Genomic DNA, 24550 nt, shown 5'->3' on the forward strand with positions numbered 1-24550 from the left:
TTAAAGTCTAATTCATCAATGTAAAAACCAAAAATAAAGCCGAAGTCACTAATTCTCACTACCGAAACAACTTAGAGGCAAAATCTCGTAAGAAACTTCACCAAACCAGCCCTTTATGTCCCCCTTCAATTCCCACCCAAACCTGTTGCAGCGTCTTTATTTGTTCTTAGGGAATATAATTAAATCAAATTTTTTACGAATAATTGTTAGGATTTTCGACTGTTAACCCTTCGTTTGTAGCTGCTGTATTCAACTCATTATCGGCAGATACAAATATTATGGGAGGTAGATTATTAGCTATACAGAGGTCATTTACCGTACTTCCTGCTGCTAATTGAACTGCATCATAACCTCTTAATCCCCGCGATTGAGCTAATGCTATTGCTAAATTTATAATATTCTCTGCGATTTCAATAACTTGATATTCAGATACGAAATCATGTTTAAACTGATCGCACGCTGTAGTTGCATCTGTAACGTTAATACTGCCACCCCTTGCTCTCCTCGTAATTGCAGCTACAATTTCAACACCTGTAATTGCTGCAACTAATACTTCATGATTCAAGCTGGGATTAAATAAATTTAAAATCCATGTGGAACCAGTTTCGCTGATATAACGTTTGACTAAAGCACTGCTATCAATAAAGTAAACAGCCATTATCTAGCGACGTTCCTCAATAATAGTCTCAGAAACAGGTTTACCTTGTACTTGAATAAGTTTTCGCTGGTTTTGTTGATTATTAAATGGTTGTTTAATTTCTTTGACTAAACCAGATGTTAACAATGCTTGGTGAAGCGTTGTTTTTTGAGTAGGTTTAACTTCAAGACGCTCTTGTATCGCTTGATGAAGCTGCTGTAATTCTTCTGGTTTAAGGGATTCTAATTCATCGAGTATTTGGTTGAGTGTCATTAGCTCTAAATTTTAAGGTGGTATATCTTAATTATTCTATAGTAGCAACAGCATTTTTTTATGAATTACTACAAGTTTTCATTTATGAGAACAATTTTATTGAAATAAGGGCTTACGCAAAGCCCCCCAATACAGCGGGGGGTTGGGGGGATCTAAACGGCTTAAATAGTTAATTTATCGTTGCGGTTGCGTAAGTCTTGTTAAATATCTAAAAACGAAAATACAATTTAAGTAAAATTAGAAATAGTATTCATGAATTAGCAGAGAATACGCAATGAGTGATTTGCAGGATATAAAACAAAGAATAGCTAGCGATTAGGCACTATTGCACAACCAAAATACTTGTTTGCTTTCGTTGGACTTGTGCGTGTAGCGACTTCGGAACATATGCTACTAAAAAGCTAAGCTATAAAATCTATATTTATAAATATTAAATCAAGACCTGCGACTGATGTTTAATTAAAGTTCACCATATTTAATTAAGCCATTGGCTTGACAAAATTCGTCTTGCTACTTCTCTTCGACTATATGGAAAACAATTCCTTGATGCTTCGGTTACTTACAACGCTTGAAGGAGCAGGCGAACATTTAATTCAACCGCTAGGTCATCATCAGTTGCTATTAGTGCTGCTGGAACTATCGCTGTTGCTGCTGATGTCGCGGGGACTGGGTGAGGTGATGCGGCGAATTAATTTTCCACCCGTTGTGGGGGAATTACTCGCAGGTGTGCTGCTTGGCCCTTCGTTATTTGGCTTGTTGTTTCCAAATTTATACGCTGAGGTTTTTCCCCAAAGCCAACAACAGTCTGATTTGTTATCAGTAGTTTCTTGGTTGGGCGTACTGTGTTTGCTGATTGTCACCGGGTTAGAAACCGATCTAAAGTTGATTATTCGCAAGGGTAAAACGGCTTTGCTGATTTCCCTCGGCGGAATTGTGATCCCCTTTGTTACCGGATTCGGACTCGGTTGGTTTTTACCAGAGACTTTTTTAGCTGACCCCAACAAACGACTGGTTTTCAGCTTGTTTATTGCTACGGCAATGAGTATTTCGGCGGTGCCGGTGATTGCCAAAGTGCTGATGGACTTGAATTTGATTCGCCGCGATATCGGTCAAGTTACCTTAGCAGCTGGGATGACCGACGATACCATCGGCTGGATTTTACTTTCCGTAGTTTCCGGGCTAGCTAGCAGTGGTAAATTTGACTTCGGTACTGTTTTTCGTTCCGTAAGTGCTGCTATTTTATTTTTGGCGATCGCCTTCACCATCGGAAGGACGATTGTAGACCAAATATTGCGCTGGGTAGATGACAAAGTTGGCGGAGTTACTGCGAGTTTGTCGGTGCTGCTGGTTCTATCTTTTTTGGCGGCAGCTTTTACTCAATATTTAGGTATAGAAGCGGCATTGGGCGCTTTTGTTGTAGGGATTCTCGCCGGTCAATCCCGCCGTTTCAGCAGGGAAGCCGGACACATATTAGAAGTTTTCACGGCTGGGTTTCTTGCGCCGATTTTCTTCGCTTCGGCAGGTTTGAAAGTCAATTTGCTGGCTCTTTTAGAACCGCAAACGTTGATATTTGGTTTGCTTGTTCTCGCCGTGGCCTGTGTAGGAAAGTTTACAGGAGCCTATCTCGGTTCTCGCGCCGGTGGTTTGAGCCACTGGGAAGGAATGGCGATGGGTTCGGGGATGAATGCTCGTGGAGCAATGGAAATTGTCGTAGCTACAATTGGTTTATCTTTGGGTGTTCTCAATTCCCAAATGTATTCCATTATCTTAATGGTGGCAATTATTACTTCGCTGATGGCTCCACCCCTGTTGCGCTGGTCTTTATCGAAGGTGACTATCGGTGAAGAAGAGGCTCAACGTTTGGAACAAGAGGAACTCGCCAGCCGCAGTTTTATCAAGCAGATACATCGCGTTTTGATACCCACTCGCGGTGGTGCAAATATCCAGCTTGCAGCCCAATTAGTCGGCTATATGGCGCATCAAAATCATACAGAAGTAACACTTTTGTATGCTGATGACAAGTCTAGAGCTGAAGCAAGTCAAGCAGCAACTGCGGAAAAAGATACTATTGCTGTTGCAGCTTTTACTGCTGCTTCTCAAGTGATGCAGCTACCCGATGATTCCACTCTCCAGAAAAAAATAGAGTCGGGATCTAATAAAGTAGAAGCAATTATAAATGAAGCTAATAAAGGGTATGACTTAATTGTGCTGGGAGCATCCGAAAAAACTCGCTCCAAAGATTCACTATTTAATTTAATAGTTGACCGGGTAATTCAAGAAGCCCCTTGTGCAACAATGGTGGTCAAGTCGCACTTGAGTGAAGCCGAGGCAGAAAGTTCTACAACCGCTCAACAACCGTTAAAAAGCATTCTCGTGCCCACGGTAGGAACGGAATACAGCAAAAATGCCGTAGAGGTAGCAAGTACAATTGCTGCTCAGACGGGGGCAATAGTTACAATTGTCAACGTGATTAACTTGCCACCGATAGAGTATATCCTTTATGAAAGACGAACGCTACATCCGATGAAGGATATTGCCAGCGATTTACTCGAACAACAAGCTGTAATTAGTCGCAGTTTCGGCGCTGATGTCCAAACCCGCATTCTCAAAGGAACCAGCCCAGAAATGGAAATTCTCAACTTTGCTGCAAATCAAAACTTTGACCTGATTATTCTTGGTAGCAATATCCGCATGGTAACTGGACGGGTTTTCTTCGGGCATCGAGTTGACGCAATTTTGAAGAAAGCTCACTGCCCGGTAGCTGTGATTACCGCGCCTTAATTACAGGGTAGGGAATAGGGAATAGAAAAATGCCCGTTGTAAGAAAGCGTAGTGCAATATATATAAAACTTACGAAAAGCTCCCCTTAAAAAAGGGGGGTTGGGGGGATCTAAACGTGTGAAAAGCTTAATTTTATGTTTCTTACGGGACACGCTACGCTAAGCTTGTCACTGCATAAATCCTCAAACAATCTCTTGACTCAGATGCTCGAATAAAATTTTTATTCCCATAAAAATCAATACCAAACCACCAATTACTTCAATTTTGTTTTTAAATAAATCACCAAAACTATGACCGATATAAACAGCAACGAAACAGATGCCAAATGTAATCATACCAACTAAACTAGCTGCTGATAAAATCGAAATTTTTAACACTGAGAAGCTAATACCTACAGCCAAAGCATCAATACTTGTAGCAATGGCTAATCCTAAAAGAATGTAAAAATCTAGCGGATTGAAGGCTTTTTCATTGTTTTCTATGTGTAATGATTCATAAATTAGTTTCCCACCCAAGAAACACAACAACCCAAAAGCAATCCAATGGTCTACTCTTGATAGCAAATCCCTAAAACTCAGTCCAATCAACCAGCCGATTAAAAGCATCAAGCCTTGAAAACAACCAAAAAATAGGGATATTTTTAAAGCTTTATTGAGTTTGATATGCTTAATTACCATTCCACTACTTAGAGAAACAGCACAAGCATCAGCAGCCAAGCCCAATCCCATGAAAACTGTTTCCATAAATTTATTAATTTATTCAAACTATAAACTAACTCATTGTATATTCAAGTTTAACTGATTGTAAATACTTGCAACTATCATATTAGGTTCATTTTTTATTCATTTATTTTTCATTTTTGAACTATTAGGTAATAATGAGAAAACTAGGAGTAGTAAATATCTTAGAACAATAAACGCAGACCGCTTAAAATTACCAAAACTGTAGAACCTTCATGCCCGATTACCCCTAAAGGCATATTGATATTACCTGTAAAATTGGCTATTAATAACAGGAAAATAAATGAAAGCGCAAAAGTAATATTTTGCTTGATAATACGATTGGCACGACGAGCGAGGTTAATTGCCTGAGATAATTTTTCTAGACGATTGCTCATCAAAATTACATCGGCAGTTTCTAAGGCAACATCATTTCCCGCAGCACCCATAGCTATACCTACTGTTGCCATAGCCAGTGCAGGAGCATCGTTAATTCCATCACCCACCATTGCCACATTTTTATATTTTTGCTGTAGCTGTCGAATAACCGTTAATTTATCTTCTGGCAGAAGTTCGGCATAAACTGTTTCTATACCAAGGGATTTAGCAACACTATCGGCAGTAACTTGATTGTCTCCGGTGAGTAAAACTACTTGTTTAATACCTAATTGCTTCAATTCTTTAACCAATGCTGCTGCTTCTTTACGAATAGTGTCAGCAACAGCTATCAAGCCTATAACCTTTGCATCTTCAAGCACCCAGACAACAGTTTTACCTTGTTTTTCTAAACGATTATTTATCTGAATTAATTCGGGGTTTAGATGGGCAATTTCTTGACGCACAAAAGCAGTTTTTCCTACCTTAACTGTTTTACCTCCGACTTCACCTACAATTCCAAAACCAGTTTGTGCCTGTACTTGACTAGCATTTTGCCATTGCAGATTTTTCTGTAAAGCAGCTTGGGTAATTGCCTCGCCGATAGGATGTTCCGAACGAGATTCGATGGCGGCGGCTAACTCTAAAACCCGATCGCAATGCCCTTCTATGGGAATAATCTCTGCTACCTCTAATTTCCCTTCAGTTAGAGTACCAGTTTTATCGAAAGCGATCGCCTTTATTTTGCCAATTTTCTCTAATTGCCTGCCATTCTTAAATAAGATCCCTGCCTTCGCACCGCGAGCAATTCCCGATAGTAGGGTAGGCATAATTGCAGCCATTAACGCGCAGGGAGAAGCTACAACTAAAAATATTAATGCTCGATAAATAGTTGTTTCCCAATCCCAACCCAATAAAAATGGCGGTAAAATTGCCAATAATAATCCGATTAAGACGATAATTCGCGCATAGCTTCGCTCGAATCGTTCGATAAACTGCTGAGAAGGGGGAGCTTCAGTTTGGGCTTCTTTTACTAATCTAATTACTCGTTGAATCAGACTACTTAGGGGCGATCGATCTACTTCTACTTTCAAAGCTCCATTACCGTTGAGCGTACCAGCAAAGACTTCCGAACCAACCTTTTTATCTACAGGAACAGACTCACCAGTAATTGATGCTTGATTAACAGTACTCCAGCCTTCTATAATAACACCATCAACCGGAATCAGTTCTCCTGGCTTAACTAATACTAAATCCCCTACTTGCAATTTAGCGATATCAATTTCTTGTTGTTGTTGTTCGTTAAGGACTATAGCAGTATTCGGTGCAGTTGCCATCAGAGAACGAATATTTTGCTCTGTGCGCTGCATGGCAATGCTTTCTAAAGCACCGCTGACAGCAAAAATCAGAATCAGCATTCCCCCATCGACTATTAAATAATAATCCTGTTGCCATAAACCTAAGATAGCCGCTCCCAAAGCAGCTACTATCATGAGTAAATCGACATCTAATTCTTTTTCTATAAATAGAGTCATCAATCCTTCTTTGGTGCTTTCGTAACCGCCGATGACGTAAGCAGCTGGAAAAATTAACAAAGCAATACCAATCCAACCCAAACTAAGACATAACCAGCCCAAGGTTAGGAGAATTGCACAGGCAGCAGCGGCTAAAGCGTCTGGATGCGTTTGCACAAGTCGTTTGAAAGAAAATTGAGATAAATATGTTTGAGCCATTAACTTAGAAAATCTAATTACATCCTTAACATAAACCTTGACATTAATGTTAAGGTCAAGAAAATAGTAAAGATATCTTAAATGTCTACTCAATACTTAACCATCAAAAAGCTTACGGAAACAGTAGGAGGGGGAATCACGCCGCGCATGGTACGCCACTATCATCAAATTGGCTTACTACCCGAAGCAATTAGATCGCCGAGTAACTACCGTCTCTATAACGAAAATCACGTCCAATATCTGCGGCATATTTTGGCACTCAAACAACAAGGATTTCAATTAGAACATATCCATAAATTACTAGAAAATCAATTAGAGCCAGGGGCAGATGTTACCCTGATTAATCAACTACAGCAGCATTATGATTCGATAATCCAACAGCTAACTCGACTGCGGCAAACTGCTTACTCTTTAGAAAGATTGTTAGGTGGCGATCGCTCTTGTCAAACTGTTCGAGCAGAAACCATCGCTCAAATAAAGCTGTTGAATGCACAAGGAGTTAAATCGTTAGAAGATGATTTCGAGCAAATAGATTCTTTATGGAAGGCTCTTGACGCTTCGACGCTAGCTCATCCAGAAACATTTGCAGAATCCCTGACATATCTTTTACCCGATTTATCAGGGAAATCCGAAATTGAAGTCGATTTAATTTCTCAATTGGTACTAGCTTGTGGAGATGTAAGTTTAGTACATTTTCTCAGAATTAGTCACTCTGCCATTGCTGCTGCTCGCTCGGCACTAAAATCTGGCTGTCAGATAGTTGGAGATATTCCCGCTATCGCTGCGGCTTTAGATATTCCTCGACTTGCCCATCTCGGATGTGATATTGATACCTTAATTGATAATCCGCACATTACCAGTGTTGCCGAAGCAGAGCAAGAATTTTGGCATGGTAAACCCTGGCAAGAAAAATTACTTCAGTTAAAACCTGGCTGCATTGCGATTGTAGGATATGCTCCTTCTGTATTGGTAAGTATTTGTAAAGCAGTTAAAAATAGTCAGTTGCAACCTGCCTTGGTAATTGGAATGCCCATTGGCTTTAGTCATGCCCCTGCTGCCAAACGTCTGCTGATAGATTCTAGCGTACCTTTTATTACTATTTCGGGAACTTTTGGCGGTGGTTTATTAGCGGCAACTGCCTTAAATGCCATTGCCCAATCTACAATTGAAAAGCCTGATTGCCACTGCTATCTAAATCATTGACATTCTTTAATGTAATATATCATTTTCCTTGATTAAATCTCCTTTATACGGTGATGGTAAGTAATAAAATAAAAATTGATATCTTTACATATAGCTTTCCTTTATTTTCAGAATAATTAACATCAATCCTGAGCGATCGCACTATCCCTACCGCTGATGATTCAGGATTCGGAGGCTTTAAAACGCTACTACAAATTTATAAAAATTATTGTAGTAATGGTATATAATCAAGCTTATAAATACCGTATTAGTACACAAGATATTCAATTTTTATTTTCGCGTAATGGCGAATCAAACTCGAAAAATCATTCACATTGATATGGATGCTTTCTACGCTTCAGTAGAGCAGCGGGATAATCCTAAATATATAGGTAAACCATTGGTAGTCGGTGGCTCACCCAATCAACGCGGTGTCGTTGCAGCAGCGAGTTATGAAGCGAGAAAATATGGTATCCATTCTGCTATGCCGTCAAAAATAGCAGTTGCAAGATGTCCGAATTTGATATTTGTGAAAGCTCGATTTGAAGTATACAGAAGCATATCATCGCAAATTCACCATATTTTCAGACGTTACACCGATTTACTTGAACCCATTGCCTTAGATGAAGCTTACCTCGATGTGACGATTAACAAGCAAAATATTCCCTATGCTTCTACTATTGCTCGGTTGATTAGAAATGAAATATTCCAAGAAACTAATTTGACTGCATCTGCTGGGGTTTCGATCAATAAGTTTCTAGCGAAAATGGCATCTGGTAAAAATAAGCCTAATGGAATGACAGTGATTTTACCAGAACAAGCGCAAGAATTTGTGCAAGGTTTACCGATCGAAAAGTTTCACGGCATTGGTAAAGTTACAGCGGCTAAGATGAATGATTTGGGTATTCGCACCGGGGCAGATTTAAAAGGGCGTTCGCTTGAATTTCTGGTACGGCAGTTTGGGAAAGCTGGTTATTATTATTACAATATTGCCAGGGCAAGGGATGAAAGAGCGGTTGAAGCGAATCGCATTCGTAAATCAATTGGGGCCGAAAACTCTTTTGCAGTTGATTTAAACGATACAGCATTAATATTAAAAGAACTTGAAAAAATTGCAACTACCTTGAAAGAGCGTATCGATAAACATCAAGCTAGCGGCAGAACAATAACGCTGAAAGTGAAATTTTCCGACTACCAGCAGATTACCCGCAGCAGAACTTTGAATACTCCAATTAGCGATTTTAATGCGATTTTAATCGAAGCAAAAATATTATTTAAAACTATCGAATTAAACAACCGCAGTATTCGATTATTAGGTCTTTCACTGTCAAATCTTGATAATATTGCCGCGCAAATAGTTCAGTTATCTTTGTGGTAAGTTTTTGAATGCAATGTTTATGAATTAATCTTTTTCATTCCCGGAGATGTCTAATAATTGATGGTGCGTTACGGCACGATCTAATTTGCAGTTAAGCATTTAACTTATGAGTGCTTTAACATATTAGGGTGTTGATTCCGATCAAATTTTTGCATATGAACGTTCATACAATTTTTATGCTAATAATAATCGCAACATTAGTCCCTCTCCCCCTTCCCCTCTGCCCTTCTCCTGGAGAGGGGTGCCCGTAAGGGCGGGGTGAGGGATTTACTTTTTGCATCCAAAATTATTTAATCTAGCTAAACTGATACCAGAAAATTAAATCCAGGTGTGGCAATAATATAAAGACTCAAAAAGCAAACATCAATGGAGTTGTAAACGATGGCACCTCAAGAATTTTTAGAAAGTTTAGCACAAGCAAAAACAGATTCACAAAGGTTAGTAATTGTTGCAAAATATTTGGATTCAACCGCTTTAGATAATGCTACAACTCGAATGTGGAGAAAGCTTTCTTACAGTAACGAAATAGAAATGTCCCTCAAAAACGTTGCCTTTCATTTAGAGGAACTTGCAGAGGCAGAAAAGTAAGAGGGAGTAGGGAGTAGGGAGTAGGTAATGGGTAATAATGGGGTGATGTATCTTATCCCCTTGTCTCCCTATCTCCCCATCTCTCCCCTCTCCCCCTCTCCCCTAACAAACCATTCTTTTCAATCCCAATCGTTTCAAGACAATTGATAACAGTAATGATAATAAAAGTAATCCGATCCAACCGATAATTTTGATTCCAAGTATTTCGACAAGATTGAAGCTAGCTTGACTAAATAATCTTGTACCAATAGATAAAAATATTTGCGCTAAAATACCGTTTATACAAAATATTCCTAAGCTGTATTTTGATAATATTTTTGTTAGTTTAACAATTGGTGACGGTAAACTTTTTTCGTTGACTGATGCAAAACATATAAACATCGTCGGTACGCTTAAAATACAGGAAAATGCTGCATAATCGAAAGGACGTAAGGAATCTGCTAAAAAGAAAGTTAATACTCTATATTCAGCCATCATTGTTGCAGCAGTAAAGCATAAAAGCAGAATTTTATTGGTTTTACTTAAAGAACGGGATACCCTCTCTATCGAGTCAAAATTTTGATAAATATATACACCTAAAGCTATGTAAGCAAGCCAATAAATAATTAAAGGACGTTCCAGAAATATTAAAACCTTTAACACTTCATCTACAAAAAAACCGCTAATTGTAGCATAAACAAACAATAAACATACTGCTTGAGCAATCAATGTGGTGACAATATTTTTTTCTTGAATTATCCAATCTCTAACTAATACAAAATTCCATAGTAGCTGCAAGATGATTAAAAAATAATAAGCACCCGTAAATATTTCTCCTTGGAAAATTGCTACGATAATTTCTATAATAGAATTTCCATTGATAAGCTTTAATCCTGCTGCAATACTAAACCAAAATAAAATGGGAATTCCCAGACGATTAAAACGTGTTTTAAATAGTAACTTTGGTTCTTTCGGAGAATTGGCAATTTGTCTTTCAAAAAGGAACATCGAAATAGTTAGAAAAACTGGAACGCAGAATCTTAAGGGAGCAAACAAAGTTTCTATAATTCCATCACTTGTTATAAAACTAGAGCGAGGAAGAAAAATTGCATGAAATGATACTACTGCAACAATACTTATGGCTTTAAGAAAATCTAAGAAAAAAAGTCTATCCTTTTCTTGAGAAGGTAGCTGAACTATGGGCTGTTCTTTCATGTAGGTAAATAGAAAATAATGGTTATATCTGGCAATACATATAAAATTTGAACCATTGAAATGGAATTTATGGTTCTGTTAACTGTTAGGGATTAGGGAACGGGGAATAGGAAACAGAGAAGAGAAAATGTACGTTCGTCTTTTTTCTTCAAATAGTAATCCTATAATAAATACTGTTGAGTTTGTAAAAGTTATTTATGAATTAAATTTATAAACTTATTGTATGACTGTCAAAAATTTTTAATTGTTAACCGATAACTTATTATGATTTTTCGCCACTTGCTTGTTTACTCAAAAAACGTTTAACTAAATTAACGCATAATCTAGGAATTCTACCCATAGAAAATATTGATAATATCACTACATAAATTGCAATTAGTAAAAGTGCTTGAAGAAAATCTAAAGATGCAGATAAAGGAAGATTAATTACAGTTAACAGTGCTATTGTAATAGTTAAAGTTGGTAATATTACTGGTTTTAACAAGTCCATAATATTCCATTTTGCAGCATGACTTACTGCCAACCAAAACCAAACGCTTGCACCAATACCCATTACTAAAGCAACGGCGCAAGCCACTCCCCTAACTCCTCCCAAATTAGCTCCCACAAAGAAAGCTGGGATAGAAAGCGGTACCAAAATCCAGTTAATTGCAGCATTGATATTTGGTTTATCTATAGCATTCAAAGCCGTGCCGAGAATTGACATAAAACCTCTGGCATAAGCAAATATCATCACTATTTGAAAGATGCTTACCGCAGCCTTCCATTGCTCGCCGTATACTAAAGGAATAATCCACGGTGCGACAACAAACCCCACACCGTAAACCGCAGCATACAATACAGCATACATTTCCAACATCTGACAAAGGTATATTTTTCTACCATCATCATCTCGCTGCGACATTACCGACAAGTTAATTCGGTTAATTTGCGACAGAGCAAATGTTGGTAACATAGCCAATTGATAAGCCAGATTGTAATAACCTAAAGACGTAGCTCCAATTAATCTACCAATAATTAAATTATCCGCATTAGTATTAACGTAAACAGCTAAATTGATGCCTATCAAGCTGCTAATATAAGCACGCACCTCGCGAATTGCTTGCTTATCTGGTTTGAAATGATATTGAAAACTATATCCACTAAAATAACGCTTCAATAAAGCATCAACTATAGACATAGTTACTTCGGCAACCGCAAAACACCAAACTCCACCACCGAAAAACGCACAAACCACCGCACCAGCAAAACGTGCAAATCCCGCACAGCTATCAGTAATCGCTAACTCGCGAAACTTCATTTGTCGTTGCAGTACAGCACCGTGAGAACCCGCACCCGCGCCGATTAAAAATATACAGGCTACAGTTAAAGTCAGCGGAAAAACTAAAGGACGATCAAAAAATTTAGCCAAGGGGAAACCAGCCAAAGCTTGGACAATAAACATCACCACAGAGATATTTACACCCAAGCTATAAACTGCATTCACCAGCTTTTTGTCATCCAAACCACGCTGCACCAAAACCATCGCGATCGCAGCATCTTTAAACAGTGCCGAAAGAGTTGTCACAATCGACACCATTCCCCACACACCAAAATCTTCAGGTGACAAAAGACGCGCCAGAAATATCTGAGCAACCAATTGAGAAACTTTAGCAAAACCGAAACTAGCAGTCAGCCATAAGCCGCTGGAAGCTATTTTTTTTGTAGTGATATGCGTCATTTTTAGGAGTTAGGAGTTAATAATTAAAAAAATTACTGTATAAATTGTGAGAAATTGCAGTCAATTTTAATTCATCGGAATGCACTATTGTCGTTAATTCCAAATTCGACGGAAATTAATTGATGCGGCTCATACACAAAGTACGTTAAAACTTACATCTTGCACCATTCTTAACAACCGCCTTAGAATAAATTCTCAGGCTAATACACGTTAGCAGCGTGGCGTAAGCCATAGTCTGATAAATCAGACTGAGCAAGGCTTTTAGTAAGTTTTAACGTACTTTGTATATTACTTGAAATTTATTTCTAGGCGGTTGTGAAGGCTTAACGACATTGGTGCAAGATATCACTTAAAACGCACTCTTATTCCTTACCCAGTCTGATTTATCAGACTTTGTATTTGAGCCTTGGAATTTATTCCAAGGCGGTTTACGAGGCTTAACAAGAATGTAATTTCTCAGCAATTATAAGCGCAGTCGAATAATTCCCAACTCCTAACTCCCAACTCCTAACTCCTAACTGCTAATTCCATTCCTTTGCTTCCTAATTTTTCGCGTAGTTGCTTGTCTTCACATAAGCGAATCAATGCTTGGGAAATTTCTTCGGGGGAATCTGGATTTACTAATAAACCGTTTTCTTCATGGTGTACTGCATCTTCTACACCACCGATGCGAGAAGCGATTACGGGTTTGCCAAAGTAACCAGCTTCGGCGTATACTATGCCAAATCCTTCGATACTGGCGCTTTGGGCATCGAAAAATGTCAGCATGGCGAAGATGTCACAGGCTGCATAATAATCTGTTAAGTCTGCATCGGTAACAAATCCAGCAAAATGTACTCGCTGTGTAAGCTGTAATTGAGAAGCTTTTTGTTCTAATTCGGACTGCATTTTTCCTCTGCCACAAATTATATAGTGGATATCCAAACCTAAATCTAAAAGTTGGTTGATATTATCAATTACTTTTCCGAAACCTTTACGTTTTACCAATCTTCCTACTGAAAGAATTACGATTGCATTTTCAGGAATATTGTATTTTTTACGGATATTTAACCGCGCATTTTCAAGATACTGTTGATTTTTTGCATTATTGCCGAATTTTTCCGCTCTAACTACAGGATTAATAACATAAGTAGGAGAATTAAAATTAAACTTTTCGCTGAGGTAATCTCTCGTAAAAGAACTATTGCAAATAATACCCGTACTGCGTTGCAAAGTGAATTCAAATAATTTTTTTAATATCGGATTACGCAAAGGACAAAGAATATCATTGCCATGTACGTAGATAAAAAATTTAATCGGTAAAATATAACTTAACAGTAAAATAGCAGGAAAATCGTAACCGTGTCCCCATTCTATATAGTTATAGCGATAGCGAAAATAAAGTTTAATTGCTAAAAAAAATGACCAAAACATATTCCAAATTTGTTTGATTATCGCTCCCAAACCAAACAAACGAGGTATTTTTGGTAGATACCAACGATGCACCGGAAACTCTTGATTTAGATCGAAATCTTGATAACCTGCAAAAGTAGCTGTTAACAAAATCGTTCTTTCCGGGTTTTGCAGACAGCGGTTATATACATACTCTTCAATTCCACCTTCCTTCGGAAAAAAAGTACGCGAAACAACCAAAATATCTGGCGAAGATGTTTTTTCTTTAATTGCAGTATTCTTAAATGACGAAAGATTTTGCATTTTGTTTAACGAATTGGTAATTGGTAATTGGTAATTATTCTTCTTCCCCCTCTTCCCCCTCTTCCCCCTCCTCTCCCTTTAAACTTTCAAGAATCGACAAAAACTTAGAACCAGTCTGCTCCCAATAATAAGAAATTGCAACCTTTTTACGTCCTGTTTCTCCCATTTTTTCGATTAAATCGGGGTTTTCAATTAATGTTGATATAGCTTTGGCTAAAGCTTGAGAATCACCGGGTGGAACTAAAAAACCATTTTTACCTTCTTCGATTAATTCTGGCATTGCAGAAACATTAGTTGTAATTATTGGTAATCCGTAGTGCATCGCTTCTAAAAAGACAATGCCAAAGGTTTCTTTTAAAGATGGTAAAACAAAAATATCGGCAGAAGCATACAAATGTTTAATATTTTCTTGATTTGAACCATCGTGAAATACAACGCATTCTGTTAACTTAAGTTTTTCTACGGCATTCTTTAATTTATTGTAGTAGCTAGAATTATTTTTACGATTTCCGACTAAATGTAAGGTGAAATTTTGACGTTCTATTTGCGAAAAAGCTTCGATCAAATAGATTATACCTTTCCTGGAAACGTAATTACCTACACATAAGATTTTTTTACTATCCGATTTAAGAGATGAAGATAAAATATTATATTTTTCTCGATCTAATCCTGGGGATAAAACATGAACTAAGTCGGGGTTAATTCCTACGGAAACTATTTCGCTTTTGGAGTACTCGCTACTAGTGATAATTAAATCGGCGAAAGATAATTTAATTTTTTCTATTGTTCTGTTGATAAACCTTCTCAGATAAAATGTATCGCTACTGTCATAATTGTAAAACAGATGCACTACAACTACAATTTTACTTTGAAAAAAAACATGGTGAACAATATTTGTTAAAAATAGATATTTACTGAAATAATGGTCTTCAACTAAAATACCTCTACCTCTATATTTAAACAAAATTATCGCGAATATTAAAGATGCTAAAATATCTCCAAAAAATGGTATTTTGCTAAGTCTCAAATAATGTTTTTTTTCATGCAGGCTGACATACTCTTGCTGCCATCCTTGTTGCTCTAGATATTGTGAAAGTTTAAAATTGTAGAGTTCTCCTCCTGTTTGAGGAGGATTTGCACCCGAAAAAAAAATAACTTTATTCATAGGGATAATTTTTAATATTCAATTCTATTTTGTCAACGAAAACTAATTTAAACCCGTCATTTGTATCATACCTCTAGCATAATTTTCCAAGCTGCATTGATTTTCAACCCAATTTTGACCTTTTATTAGCAGCTCTTGTTTATGAGAACTTTTCATGACATCAATAATGGTTTTTGCAACTTCTACAGAATCATCGGGGTTGACAGTCCATTCAGGAGCAAAATTTTGCAAAATCTCGTTAATCCCACCCGTATTACTACCAACTACCGGCACATCACAAGCAATTGCTTCTACAACCGTGCGCCCAAAGGGTTCTCGCGGGGCAAGGGTAACTACTATATCTGCACATTTATAATAATCTTCAATATTTAAAGCAGGGGGTAAAATTGTGAATCTGTCTGCAACTCCTGCATTGATGGCGCTTTCTCTTAAATCCTGGCTGTAAATGTTTTGGGGGGATTGATCTTCACCGATCGCAACTGCATGATAATTTTCCCCCATTGCTTTTAAATGCGCCAATACTGGAATCAGCGCTCTAAGATTTTTATCGTTGACAATTTTAGGTTTGTTAATCCGGGAAGGAGTAAGCATTATCCTCGCACCAGAATTTATTATAGATTTCAAATTATCGGGAGGAGCGCTACTTACACTTTGGATATTAAACTTTTCCAAATCTACAGGTTGATAAAGAATTCCTCGAATATCCGGCATGAAACCACGGATATGTTCTGCTGTAAATTGTGAATTACAAATGGCACCGGGAGAAAGACTGGCAAAAGTTATCTTTCTGGCTAAATATCCAAGTTTATTGTAAGACAACGCCAAATCGTGACAAAAATGATAAAGTTTACGCCCGCTCAAACGAAGATATGGTGAGAACAATGTCAGTATTGGTAAGTAATTCCGCCAAACACAATTATCTAACAGTAGAGGAAATTCCTGCGGTTGTTTTCCTACCCATCGCAGTGCTTTCTTTAAAAATTGATTGGGATTAACTGCTTCAATCAGTTTTACACTATTATCCAAACCTGCATCTCGGAAATACTTTTCCATAAATGAATCTTTATGGATTAAAACGCATAAATTTTCCGATAATCCGCAGAGTGCAAACCCTTTAGCCAGCATTAAAAGACTAACAGTTGTACCTCCCAAAACATCGCAATATCCCGGTATTATTAACAGTTTCTGTGTTAGAGATTGCTTTTTCTCAAATCTTCTATTTTTAGAAAGTGAAGTAGTCATAGATAGCCCTTAAATAATCTTAAGAATAAAAAACGTTTGTAGTAGCGCCGTCTTCGCCTCATATTACTGAATTTGGATGCGCTAAAGCGCTACTACGAACCTATTAAATATCCCTTTTACCTTAAATCGTAGATAACGCCGTAATTTCAAACGTAAATATAAATCTGCCTCTTGAGGAAATAAACTACATATACCCCTTCTCACAAATCTTTCTATAGTATCTTTAGTACTATGACCTATAGCTCTACTTTCGAGACAGGTTATCCAAAATATTTTAATAGCTTCTTTCGGAGACATCACACCTTTTTCTATGACTTTTAAACTGCGATAATCGGCATCTAGCGCAATATCAAAAGTCTCTCTTAGTCCTATTTTACGAGCAGCTTGATTAATACATTTTGCTGTATCTTCCCGCTGTTCGATCAAATGTTGTAAATTGCTGGTTCCTGCATTCATATTATTGCCGTGATGTCGATAAAACATTAAAGGTTCTTTGACATATCCTATATTTCCATAAAAAGGTACCGTTGCAGTTAAATAAGTATCTCCTCCACGGGGACGTTTCGGAAAAGGTAAAACTTTCTCTAACACCGAACGTCTATATGCTAAAGCTGAAGTCACCGCCCAAGCATATCTACCCCATTTTAATAATAGAGGAGTAACATCACCTTGATTACAAAAAGTTGGATCGCGTCCGATAATTGTTCCATCTGCTTTAACTGAAGTTCTACCGTGAGAAAGTTGCACCCAATCGGGATTTTCATTAAACACTTCTACAACTTTTGCTAATTTTTTTTTGTAATAATAATCATCTGAATCTAAAAAACAAATAATCTCACCTCTTGAAGCTGCAAATCCAGCATTAAATGCCGCACCTTGCCCTCCATTTTCCTGAAATATTGCCGTTAATTTATCTTGATAACTTCTGATAATATCTCGCGAATTATCTGTTGAACCATCATCTACAACTATTAATTCAAAATTTCTATATGTTTGGTTCAAAACACTTTCTATTGCTTCAGCGATAAAGTTACCGTAGTTATAGTTGCCAATAATTACGCTAACTAAAGGATTTTCTGAATCAGGATTTATTAAATTATTTTGTAATTCAATTTGTTGCATTATATATATTAAATCCGTTGGCATCGGAATTATATCTTTTTTAACGCAGAGGAATGCAAAGGTAAGCGCGGAGGAACGCAGAGTTTTTACTCATATGAGAAAATCAGCTATCTCTCTCTACTTCTTCCCTCTGCGTACTCTGCGGTTTTTTATTCCCTATTCCCCATTCCCCATTCCCTTCTTTTTTACGAAGCATAATACAGAGCAGAGTAATCGGTAAAACTGGCATTTCTAATTCCATTGTGACAAATGTTAAGCTAAAAAGTACAAACACAAAAAGACATGAAGGTCTGTCATATCGCGTTTTATATAACCATCTAAGTAGTGAGATCCAAAAAATTACAAAAGGGATAGTTCCTAACAAACCTCCTCTATAAAGTAAGGTTCCTAAAATAAAACTATGAGTGCCTACTTGTGCTGGTTTATATCCCGGTAAAACACCTTCTCCATTAAATACATGACCAAAAATAATTTTTGAATTATCGGCATCTTCTATACCTTTAATTGTCAATCTATAAATTTCGCCACGAACTTCTGTAGAATCTGCCCTCTGATTTGCTGTTTTCTCAGCGGTATTGATCAGATTATCTGCTACCGCATTAGTAATAACAGGAACCGACATACTCAAGCTGATAATTGCTAATAATCCACAAACAAATGCAGGGCCAAAAATCTTACCCGCAGTAAATAAGTACCGCAAACCTAAAACAATTGGTAAACTAACCCAAACCGAACGAGTTCCACTTGTAAGTAATAAAAAAACCGAACCTAATAATAAAAATATTGACCAAAAACGATTTTTTATATCTAACGATAACAAGCAAACAAAACCCATTACTAAAGCTAATGCTTCTGGCCCTGTAAAAAAGTATACGTAACGAACCATTCCCCCTATAGATTCATCTGTAGGAAAATAAGGCATTAAATAATTACTATTACCATCTCCAGGTGTAAACTCTCCTGATTTACCAGTTAAAACACCATAAATTGAATGAGGAGCTGCATAGTTTGCTTGATTTAACCCAAAATAAATTACCACCCATGTCAACAACATCGTGGCGATTAGAACTGTAAAAGCCCAACATACAGCAGAAAGACGAATACGTATTTTTCTATCTTGAACGTACCATAGCGATAAACCAAAGAAAATTACGTTATTTATCGGTGATATTATAGTATGAAAATTTAGTGGTAAACCCTCCATTTCTGCATAAAAATATCGCACGATTAAAACAGATAAACCGTACCCGATAATTCCAATAGCAGCAGTACTCGGACGAGAAAGGCGGATTTCTTTATTGTTATACCATTCATAAATAACAATACCCGCGACTAAAAAGACAAAATAAAGTCTCCAACCCCACATCCACCATAAAGGAATTAAAATTATGTTGGCGCAAACAACTTTTTCTGCAAGGGTTAATTTTGCCCAATGAATCCAAATTCCGGAGAATAAATCACTATCCTCCGGTGTCTTTTTAGAAATAGGTTTTAACCCCAATTGCTGGTTCATTAATTTATTTAATTAACTACTTGCCTAGTCTACTTGAACAATATTTTGTCCGTACATATAGCCTTGCGCTCTTGTTTCTACACCGTTAACTACTAACCCTGCAATTTCTGCTTTATGTCTGGTTAATTGTTCGATACTGTCGCAAAAATAGTTACGATGGCTGCTTGTTGAACGCACTACAAACAGGACTTTTGTAATTATTTTGGCGATTAATGCTGCTTCCGGTGTCAAAGTAACTGGAGAACTATCTACTAATACATAATCGTAATTATTATTCGTTTGTACGAAATTCAAATGTTGCTCAAATTCTCCACGAGCAACGAATTCAGAAATTTTATCTTCGGCAATCTTAACTGATAATAAATCTAGATTGGGACGTATTGTATTGTGTACAAATCGCGAGTCTAATTTTGTTTGTTGTAGTTGATAACCTAAAGATTGCGAAAGTTCGCTTCTGCGGAAATCTCCATCAACAAGTAATACTTTAAAACCCAAATTGAGCAGCGCATTCGCTAATCCCAAACTAGTTGTAGTTTTACCTTCTGAAGTGGTAGCGCTAGCAATCATTAACCTTCCAGAATTTAGCTGCATCAAGCTAACTGCGGAAGCCAAGCGTTGAAACTCGATTTCTCCTCCCAATTTTTGCTCGGATTTTACATTGATGTTTCTGATGTAAGGAATGCTCGCAAGTACCGGAATGTTGGTTTGCACAATATCTTTAGGGCTGAGTAAAGGGTTGCGATTTTCTAAAGATAAAGCGATCGCAGCACTACCAAAACCGGAAGCTAGCAATGCTCCAAGTATCATTAATCTTAATTTGGGGCCGACTGATTTAGTATTTAGTAAAGGTTTAGCTAATATTTGAGTGCTGGGATAAGCGCTGAAAGCACCGAGTTTTGCTTGTTCGGCTTGTGCAACTACTCCGTTGTAAACGCCTTCAGCAATATCATATTCTCGTTGCAATTCGAGTAATTTGGCTTGTTTTTGGGGTAAGGAATTTAAACTTGCACTCAATTGATCGATCTGGGGTTGCAGTTGTCCCACTTTTTCCAGCATTCCTACAGCTTCACTTTCTGCTACAATCAGTTTTTCAGCTAAATTAGCGGTGTTTTCCCCCATTATTTTGTTAATCGCTGCCGGATCGGATTTGGCACCAATAAACCGATCGAGTTGGTTGCGTAAAACAGCCCGCTGATACTGTAAATTCTGCACTTGGGGATGATTGCTGGTTAACTTTCCTAATGCTTCTACCAACTCAACTTCAACTTTACTTAACTCGTCCCGAACTAATTGATACTCCTTATATTCTTTGAGTCTGACAGAATTTACTGCTGCCCCCGGACTCAGATTTACCCGAGCCGATAGCGTATTTACCGTAGCTTCAGCGGCTTTGGCTTGGGCTAATGCTTGAGCTTGTTCCGTTTTCAAAGTATTGATAGCTGAAATAATCTCTTTTGTCTGCTCATCGGAGCTAACTAAATTAGTTTTTTGCTTGAATTCACTTAATATATTTTGTGCTTTAAGTAACTTCTGGGCAGCAAGCTTTACTTCTGGCTGCATAAACAGCGATCGCTGTTGTGCTTCATCCAAACGCAATTCTTGGACGCGCGAGCGAAAGGCGCTAATTAATGCAGTTGCTCGCTTTCTGGCTAATTCGGGGCTAGAACCTTCAGCAGAAAGAGATATAACTGTAGATTCCTTTTCGGGGGAAACTTCAAACAGTTTCTTGAAATTGCTCAATCGAGAAAATTCATCTTTTTCGGGATCGTTTTGCCATACTTCATTAACAACATCGTCGCTCATGGCGATGGAAGAGAGGATATTTAACGGGTTTATCTGTTGAGAAAAAACGACTCCGCCATCACGAACACTACCCAATTTACCTAAATCTGCGTCACTATCGCTAGTAATGTTAGGTAATATTAATTGTGCTTGGCTATTCCAAACCTTGGGCGTTATCGTGATATTAATCGCAGTTATTCCCAGCACCAAAACATTCCAAGCCAAGAGAAGTTTCCAGTGATGTATTGCTATTTTGGCAATTCTATTCATACGAACTCTTGCTCCAAATCTCTAATTTTTTTTTTAAGTTAAAGTTATAGTCTGTTTATCAATAAATATTACGGCGCTGCATTATCGCAGATCATCCCGGATATATCTGCATTAAATGTTCTGCTAATTTAGGCCCCTCGAATATTTGTCCTTTAAAACTGGGTGGCGGACATTTTATTGCCTGCTCTAAATTATCTAAACTAGTACAGTAAGGTATCCCCATTTTCTCGACTCCACGAGCAAACCATAATTGATGGTCATCTATATGTTCGTTGTAACGAGATAAACGCGGTACTAAAATAAAACTTGCTCCCTTATCTGCTAATCCCTGCGTTAGCCCCTGCCCAGCATGAGATATAGTTAACCGAGACTCTTGTATTGTCTTCATTAAAAAGCTGGTTTCAACTATTGGTGTAGTTTTTACAAAAGGATATTTTGCCAGCTTAGATACATCAGTTGTTCCATGCTGCACAAAAACACTTTCCGAAATCACCCCAGCATCTAAAAGACTATCGAGCCAATTGATAGCTCGATCGAAAGAAAAGGGAATCGTTCCTAATGTTACCGTAATCATTTTTTTTCAAATAAAATTGATATTTGCACCTGAATAAAAGCCTTTAAGCATACCCTTTAAAAATTGCTTTTGGATACTTACGGCATAAATTCGGCCACTGTACGTAAAATTCATCGCTCAATTTATAAACCAATCTTCCAGATAAACTTAGTTCTTCACATCGAGAAATACTTTCCACATACACAAACCGTTTTCCAAGTAATTTAGCTGCAAAAGCAAAACCAACAGCGATACTAGCTCCCGTTGAAATTACTATATCCGGTTGTTCTAAGTGAACTGTCTGAAATACCCGAGGAATATTACGTAAGAAAGCCAAAATGTCTCTAGGAGCTTGATAAGGCAACCAGTGAACTTTTTCTTCCTTCTCCAATGATTGTGTATCTTTTTTCCAGTCAGTCACCCATACCCGCTCGTGATTTAACCAAAACGATTCCAATCTCCTCATAGTTGAAAAATGACCTCCGGAAGTACATACCAGCATTAACTTCATTTTTTTCACCCTTTTGATACTTGACAGACACTGTATTTACGAACGATCGCGCTTTAATCCAGGAAAGTGCTTTTCCTGTCTAAGGCTTGTCTGCCCAAAGCCATTGGATGCCAACCTTAAATAAAAGTAGATTTATCATCTGGTAAGCAATACTACACTTCCAGTTAGTATCGTAAAATCAATATCAATAAGAATTATTACTTACGAATGATTATGAGCATAATTTACCCCAAAGATATACTTGCTTGATATTAACTTAAAAATACTCTAGATACGTAATGCCGAAAAAAAAATGTTTATTGACCGCATCAGTATACTCACGCGCAAAAAAAAGAGCGTTCGTCACTTGCATAACAAGCTAACTTTATACCAATTTAATGCTATGGGTAATATTGCTGATACAGTACTTAGCAAAAGTCCCCTTCAAAAAGGCGAGTTTAGGAAAAATATTAATGTCTATAATAGTATATTTACCCTTGTTGCTGCGTAAATCCTCTTACAATTGACTATAAGTCAATTCAGTTTACTTCATTTAAAGTTTAAATATACTCGACATTTTCTATACATTGACAGTTCTATTAAGTATTGTCAAAAAAGATACTCTTGTTGCTATTGTGCTGCTCTGATCGAAAATATCAATATAGATAAATACTGAATCACATCGTAAAGAACACAAAAAGTGACTATTGCTACTCTTGAATTGATTAAAAGCAAGCGATCGGCTAAAAAAAATGAATTGATGCTCTTTTTGCTGAAGTTGTAAGGTACGGTTATCTACAGCGGATTTCCCTCCAAAGGTCACTGTCTAACCATAGTCAGAAGCGATAAATTGGGTATGTAGCCAAAAGATAAATAAGAAAGTAAAAGTAAAAATGCCAATTGGTTGCTAGCTATTAACAGCTATTGTGCAAGCAAAATTAAAGAATATATCTTAGTTATGAATCGAATTGGCATCAACATCAACTATAGATAAAGATAAAATTGTTTTTAACTGACTGTATCATGCGTAAAAAACTACAAAGTGCCCTCAAACCGCTTTTCAAGCCTGTTCTAGTAATGTTCCTGGTGTTTACATTGGTATTTAGCCAAGCACCGGCAGCCTTAGCCCGTGGTAGCGGAGGAAGAATTGGTGGCGGTTCATTCAGAATGCCTTCAAGCGGTGGTTACTCATCTCCTCGCACATATGCTCCTCCCGGAGGTGGATATCGTGGTTATCCCGGAGGTGGATTTGGTTTTCCTTTCTTATTCCCCTTTATAGGTATAGGTGGAGGATTCGGCGGCTTATTCGGCATCTTAATTTTCTTTGCTTTAGCTAACTTTGCAGTACGAACCTTCCGCAGCGTTGCTGGTGGTGGAGAAGAAGAAGTCGGCTACAGCAGCAACCCTAAAATTTCCGTAACCCGCTTGCAGGTAGGCTTATTAGCTCAAGCCCGCGAACTACAAACCGAGCTAAATAACCTTGCCGAAACTGCCGATACCGAGTCCTCACAAGGTAGAGCGCAAGTATTACAAGAAGCCAGCTTAGCGTTAATGCGTCATCCAGAATACTGGGTTTATGCAGGTGGTGGTACAAATCAAGCACGTTTGAATTCCGCAGAATCAGAATTTAACCGTTTATCCCTAGCAGAGCGTAGCAAGTTTAGTGAAGAAACATTAACCAACGTCAACAACCAGTTGAAAGCCGCTACAGCCAACAAAGCTTTATCATCCACCGGAGAATTAGACAATCCCACCGATTTAATTAATCAAGGTCCCGGAGAATATATAATTGTCACCTTACTCGCAGCAACTTTAGGTAAAACCGAAATTCCGAATATCAACGGTTCCGACGATTTGCGTCAAGCACTAAGTTTATTTGGCGGTATTCCCAGCGACAAACTGCTTGCATTCGAGATATTGTGGACACCTCAAGCAGAAGGCGATACCTTAACCAGCGATGATTTATTAGCCGAGTATCCCGACTTGAAACTTGTTTAACACTTAGCAGTGAACAGCGAACAGTTAGAAGTTAGTCAGGTTAAAGGTTAAAGGTTAAAGGTTAAAATTCCCCTTGTCCCCTTGTCCCCTCTCCTTCCATCCTCCATCTCATAAAGAAACCAGTCCTTTTAGTGGCTGGT

19 protein-coding genes are annotated in these 24550 nt (G+C 37.7%); 5 read left to right on the top strand and 14 right to left on the bottom strand.

What is annotated here, in order from left to right:
- Positions 1 to 193: 193 nt before the first annotated feature.
- Positions 194 to 658, bottom strand: a complete 465-nt coding sequence (locus ACM03V_RS15885) for a type II toxin-antitoxin system VapC family toxin (protein ID WP_414621758.1) — start codon at positions 656 to 658, stop codon at positions 194 to 196.
- Positions 659 to 661: 3 nt separating this feature from the next.
- A complete protein-coding gene (locus ACM03V_RS15890; protein WP_414621759.1) occupies positions 662 to 910 on the bottom strand; it encodes a hypothetical protein in 249 nt (82 codons plus the stop codon).
- Positions 911 to 1456: 546 nt separating this feature from the next.
- Between ACM03V_RS15890 and ACM03V_RS15895 the strand changes: the two genes are divergently transcribed.
- Entirely contained in the window at positions 1457 to 3691 is a 2235-nt protein-coding gene (locus ACM03V_RS15895) for a cation:proton antiporter (protein WP_414621760.1), read from the top strand.
- A gap of 182 nt (positions 3692 to 3873) precedes the next feature.
- On the opposite strand, the gene ACM03V_RS15900 is transcribed toward ACM03V_RS15895, so the two are convergent.
- Together ACM03V_RS15900 and ACM03V_RS15905 are read right to left on the bottom strand one after the other, a co-directional pair.
- Positions 3874 to 4434 carry a manganese efflux pump MntP family protein gene (locus ACM03V_RS15900; protein ID WP_414621761.1) on the bottom strand — a complete coding sequence of 187 codons (561 nt, stop codon included), beginning with the start codon at positions 4432 to 4434 and terminating at the stop codon, positions 3874 to 3876.
- A gap of 161 nt (positions 4435 to 4595) precedes the next feature.
- Positions 4596 to 6518 (bottom strand): heavy metal translocating P-type ATPase, encoded by a 1923-nt coding sequence (locus ACM03V_RS15905; RefSeq protein ID WP_414621762.1) that lies wholly within the window; start codon positions 6516 to 6518, stop codon positions 4596 to 4598.
- Positions 6519 to 6599: 81 nt separating this feature from the next.
- On the opposite strand from ACM03V_RS15905, the gene ACM03V_RS15910 reads away from it, so the two are divergent.
- The 3 genes from ACM03V_RS15910 to ACM03V_RS15920 all read left to right on the top strand — a co-directional run bounded on the left by ACM03V_RS15910 (position 6600) and on the right by ACM03V_RS15920 (position 9666).
- A complete protein-coding gene (locus ACM03V_RS15910; protein ID WP_414621763.1) occupies positions 6600 to 7721 on the top strand; it encodes a precorrin-8X methylmutase in 1122 nt (373 codons plus the stop codon).
- A gap of 283 nt (positions 7722 to 8004) precedes the next feature.
- Complete coding sequence (gene dinB, locus ACM03V_RS15915; RefSeq protein WP_414621764.1) at positions 8005 to 9078, top strand: DNA polymerase IV; 1074 nt, start codon at positions 8005 to 8007, stop codon at positions 9076 to 9078.
- A gap of 381 nt (positions 9079 to 9459) precedes the next feature.
- Positions 9460 to 9666: a hypothetical protein gene (locus ACM03V_RS15920; RefSeq protein ID WP_414621765.1), complete on the top strand. Its 207-nt coding sequence runs from the start codon at positions 9460 to 9462 to the stop codon at positions 9664 to 9666.
- A gap of 102 nt (positions 9667 to 9768) precedes the next feature.
- Here the strand turns inward: ACM03V_RS15920 and ACM03V_RS15925 are convergent, their stop codons facing one another.
- From ACM03V_RS15925 to pssD, 10 genes are all read right to left on the bottom strand, one after another.
- On the bottom strand, positions 9769 to 10860 hold the full coding sequence (locus tag ACM03V_RS15925) for an acyltransferase (protein ID WP_414621766.1): 1092 nt from the start codon (positions 10858 to 10860) through the stop codon (positions 9769 to 9771).
- 262 nt (positions 10861 to 11122) lie between these two features.
- Positions 11123 to 12580: an oligosaccharide flippase family protein gene (locus tag ACM03V_RS15930; RefSeq protein ID WP_414621767.1), complete on the bottom strand. Its 1458-nt coding sequence runs from the start codon at positions 12578 to 12580 to the stop codon at positions 11123 to 11125.
- A gap of 507 nt (positions 12581 to 13087) precedes the next feature.
- Complete coding sequence (locus ACM03V_RS15935; RefSeq protein ID WP_414621768.1) at positions 13088 to 14275, bottom strand: glycosyltransferase family 4 protein; 1188 nt, start codon at positions 14273 to 14275, stop codon at positions 13088 to 13090.
- Between the two features lie 34 nt (positions 14276 to 14309).
- Positions 14310 to 15440, bottom strand: coding sequence for a glycosyltransferase family 4 protein (locus ACM03V_RS15940; protein WP_414621769.1), 1131 nt, complete (start codon positions 15438 to 15440; stop codon positions 14310 to 14312).
- 42 nt (positions 15441 to 15482) lie between these two features.
- The gene (locus ACM03V_RS15945) at positions 15483 to 16682 is read right to left on the bottom strand and encodes a glycosyltransferase family 4 protein (RefSeq protein ID WP_414621770.1); all 1200 of its coding nucleotides are present in this window, start codon (positions 16680 to 16682) and stop codon (positions 15483 to 15485) included.
- 81 nt (positions 16683 to 16763) lie between these two features.
- Positions 16764 to 17804, bottom strand: a complete 1041-nt coding sequence (locus ACM03V_RS15950; protein ID WP_414621771.1) for a glycosyltransferase — start codon at positions 17802 to 17804, stop codon at positions 16764 to 16766.
- A gap of 103 nt (positions 17805 to 17907) precedes the next feature.
- Positions 17908 to 19317 (bottom strand): O-antigen ligase family protein, encoded by a 1410-nt coding sequence (locus ACM03V_RS15955; RefSeq protein ID WP_414621772.1) that lies wholly within the window; start codon positions 19315 to 19317, stop codon positions 17908 to 17910.
- 24 nt (positions 19318 to 19341) lie between these two features.
- Positions 19342 to 21369 (bottom strand): GumC family protein, encoded by a 2028-nt coding sequence (locus ACM03V_RS15960; RefSeq protein ID WP_414621773.1) that lies wholly within the window; start codon positions 21367 to 21369, stop codon positions 19342 to 19344.
- A 91-nt stretch (positions 21370 to 21460) separates the two neighbouring features.
- Positions 21461 to 21943 (bottom strand): glycosyltransferase, encoded by a 483-nt coding sequence (locus ACM03V_RS15965; RefSeq protein ID WP_414621774.1) that lies wholly within the window; start codon positions 21941 to 21943, stop codon positions 21461 to 21463.
- 43 nt (positions 21944 to 21986) lie between these two features.
- Entirely contained in the window at positions 21987 to 22433 is a 447-nt protein-coding gene (gene pssD, locus ACM03V_RS15970; RefSeq protein WP_414621775.1) for a PssD/Cps14F family polysaccharide biosynthesis glycosyltransferase, read from the bottom strand.
- 1002 nt (positions 22434 to 23435) lie between these two features.
- On the opposite strand from pssD, the gene ACM03V_RS15975 reads away from it, so the two are divergent.
- Positions 23436 to 24410, top strand: a complete 975-nt coding sequence (locus tag ACM03V_RS15975; RefSeq protein WP_414621776.1) for a DUF1517 domain-containing protein — start codon at positions 23436 to 23438, stop codon at positions 24408 to 24410.
- Positions 24411 to 24550: the final 140 nt, after the last annotated feature.

This window comes from Calothrix sp. CCY 0018, assembly GCF_963920925.1.
In the GTDB taxonomy this organism is placed as follows: domain Bacteria; phylum Cyanobacteriota; class Cyanobacteriia; order Cyanobacteriales; family Nostocaceae; genus Rivularia.

Bases quoted from the DNA above. Each gene is read 5' to 3' on its own strand.
- ACM03V_RS15905 (WP_414621762.1), bottom strand. From the start codon at position 6,518: ATGGCTCAAACATATTTATCTCAATTTTCTTTCAAACGACTTGTGCAA.
- ACM03V_RS15890 (WP_414621759.1), bottom strand. From the start codon at position 910: ATGACACTCAACCAAATACTCGATGAATTAGAATCCCTTAAACCAGAA.
- ACM03V_RS15935 (WP_414621768.1), bottom strand. From the start codon at position 14,275: ATGCAAAATCTTTCGTCATTTAAGAATACTGCAATTAAAGAAAAAACA.
- pssD (WP_414621775.1), bottom strand. From the start codon at position 22,433: ATGAAGTTAATGCTGGTATGTACTTCCGGAGGTCATTTTTCAACTATG.
- ACM03V_RS15940 (WP_414621769.1), bottom strand. From the start codon at position 15,440: ATGAATAAAGTTATTTTTTTTTCGGGTGCAAATCCTCCTCAAACAGGA.
- ACM03V_RS15930 (WP_414621767.1), bottom strand. From the start codon at position 12,580: ATGACGCATATCACTACAAAAAAAATAGCTTCCAGCGGCTTATGGCTG.
- ACM03V_RS15965 (WP_414621774.1), bottom strand. From the start codon at position 21,943: ATGATTACGGTAACATTAGGAACGATTCCCTTTTCTTTCGATCGAGCT.
- ACM03V_RS15900 (WP_414621761.1), bottom strand. From the start codon at position 4,434: ATGGAAACAGTTTTCATGGGATTGGGCTTGGCTGCTGATGCTTGTGCT.
- dinB (WP_414621764.1), top strand. From the start codon at position 8,005: ATGGCGAATCAAACTCGAAAAATCATTCACATTGATATGGATGCTTTC.
- ACM03V_RS15925 (WP_414621766.1), bottom strand. From the start codon at position 10,860: ATGAAAGAACAGCCCATAGTTCAGCTACCTTCTCAAGAAAAGGATAGA.
- ACM03V_RS15895 (WP_414621760.1), top strand. From the start codon at position 1,457: ATGCTTCGGTTACTTACAACGCTTGAAGGAGCAGGCGAACATTTAATT.
- ACM03V_RS15960 (WP_414621773.1), bottom strand. From the start codon at position 21,369: ATGAATAGAATTGCCAAAATAGCAATACATCACTGGAAACTTCTCTTG.
- ACM03V_RS15950 (WP_414621771.1), bottom strand. From the start codon at position 17,804: ATGCAACAAATTGAATTACAAAATAATTTAATAAATCCTGATTCAGAA.
- ACM03V_RS15955 (WP_414621772.1), bottom strand. From the start codon at position 19,317: ATGAACCAGCAATTGGGGTTAAAACCTATTTCTAAAAAGACACCGGAG.
- ACM03V_RS15975 (WP_414621776.1), top strand. From the start codon at position 23,436: ATGCGTAAAAAACTACAAAGTGCCCTCAAACCGCTTTTCAAGCCTGTT.
- ACM03V_RS15885 (WP_414621758.1), bottom strand. From the start codon at position 658: ATGGCTGTTTACTTTATTGATAGCAGTGCTTTAGTCAAACGTTATATC.
- ACM03V_RS15945 (WP_414621770.1), bottom strand. From the start codon at position 16,682: ATGACTACTTCACTTTCTAAAAATAGAAGATTTGAGAAAAAGCAATCT.
- ACM03V_RS15910 (WP_414621763.1), top strand. From the start codon at position 6,600: ATGTCTACTCAATACTTAACCATCAAAAAGCTTACGGAAACAGTAGGA.
- ACM03V_RS15920 (WP_414621765.1), top strand. From the start codon at position 9,460: ATGGCACCTCAAGAATTTTTAGAAAGTTTAGCACAAGCAAAAACAGAT.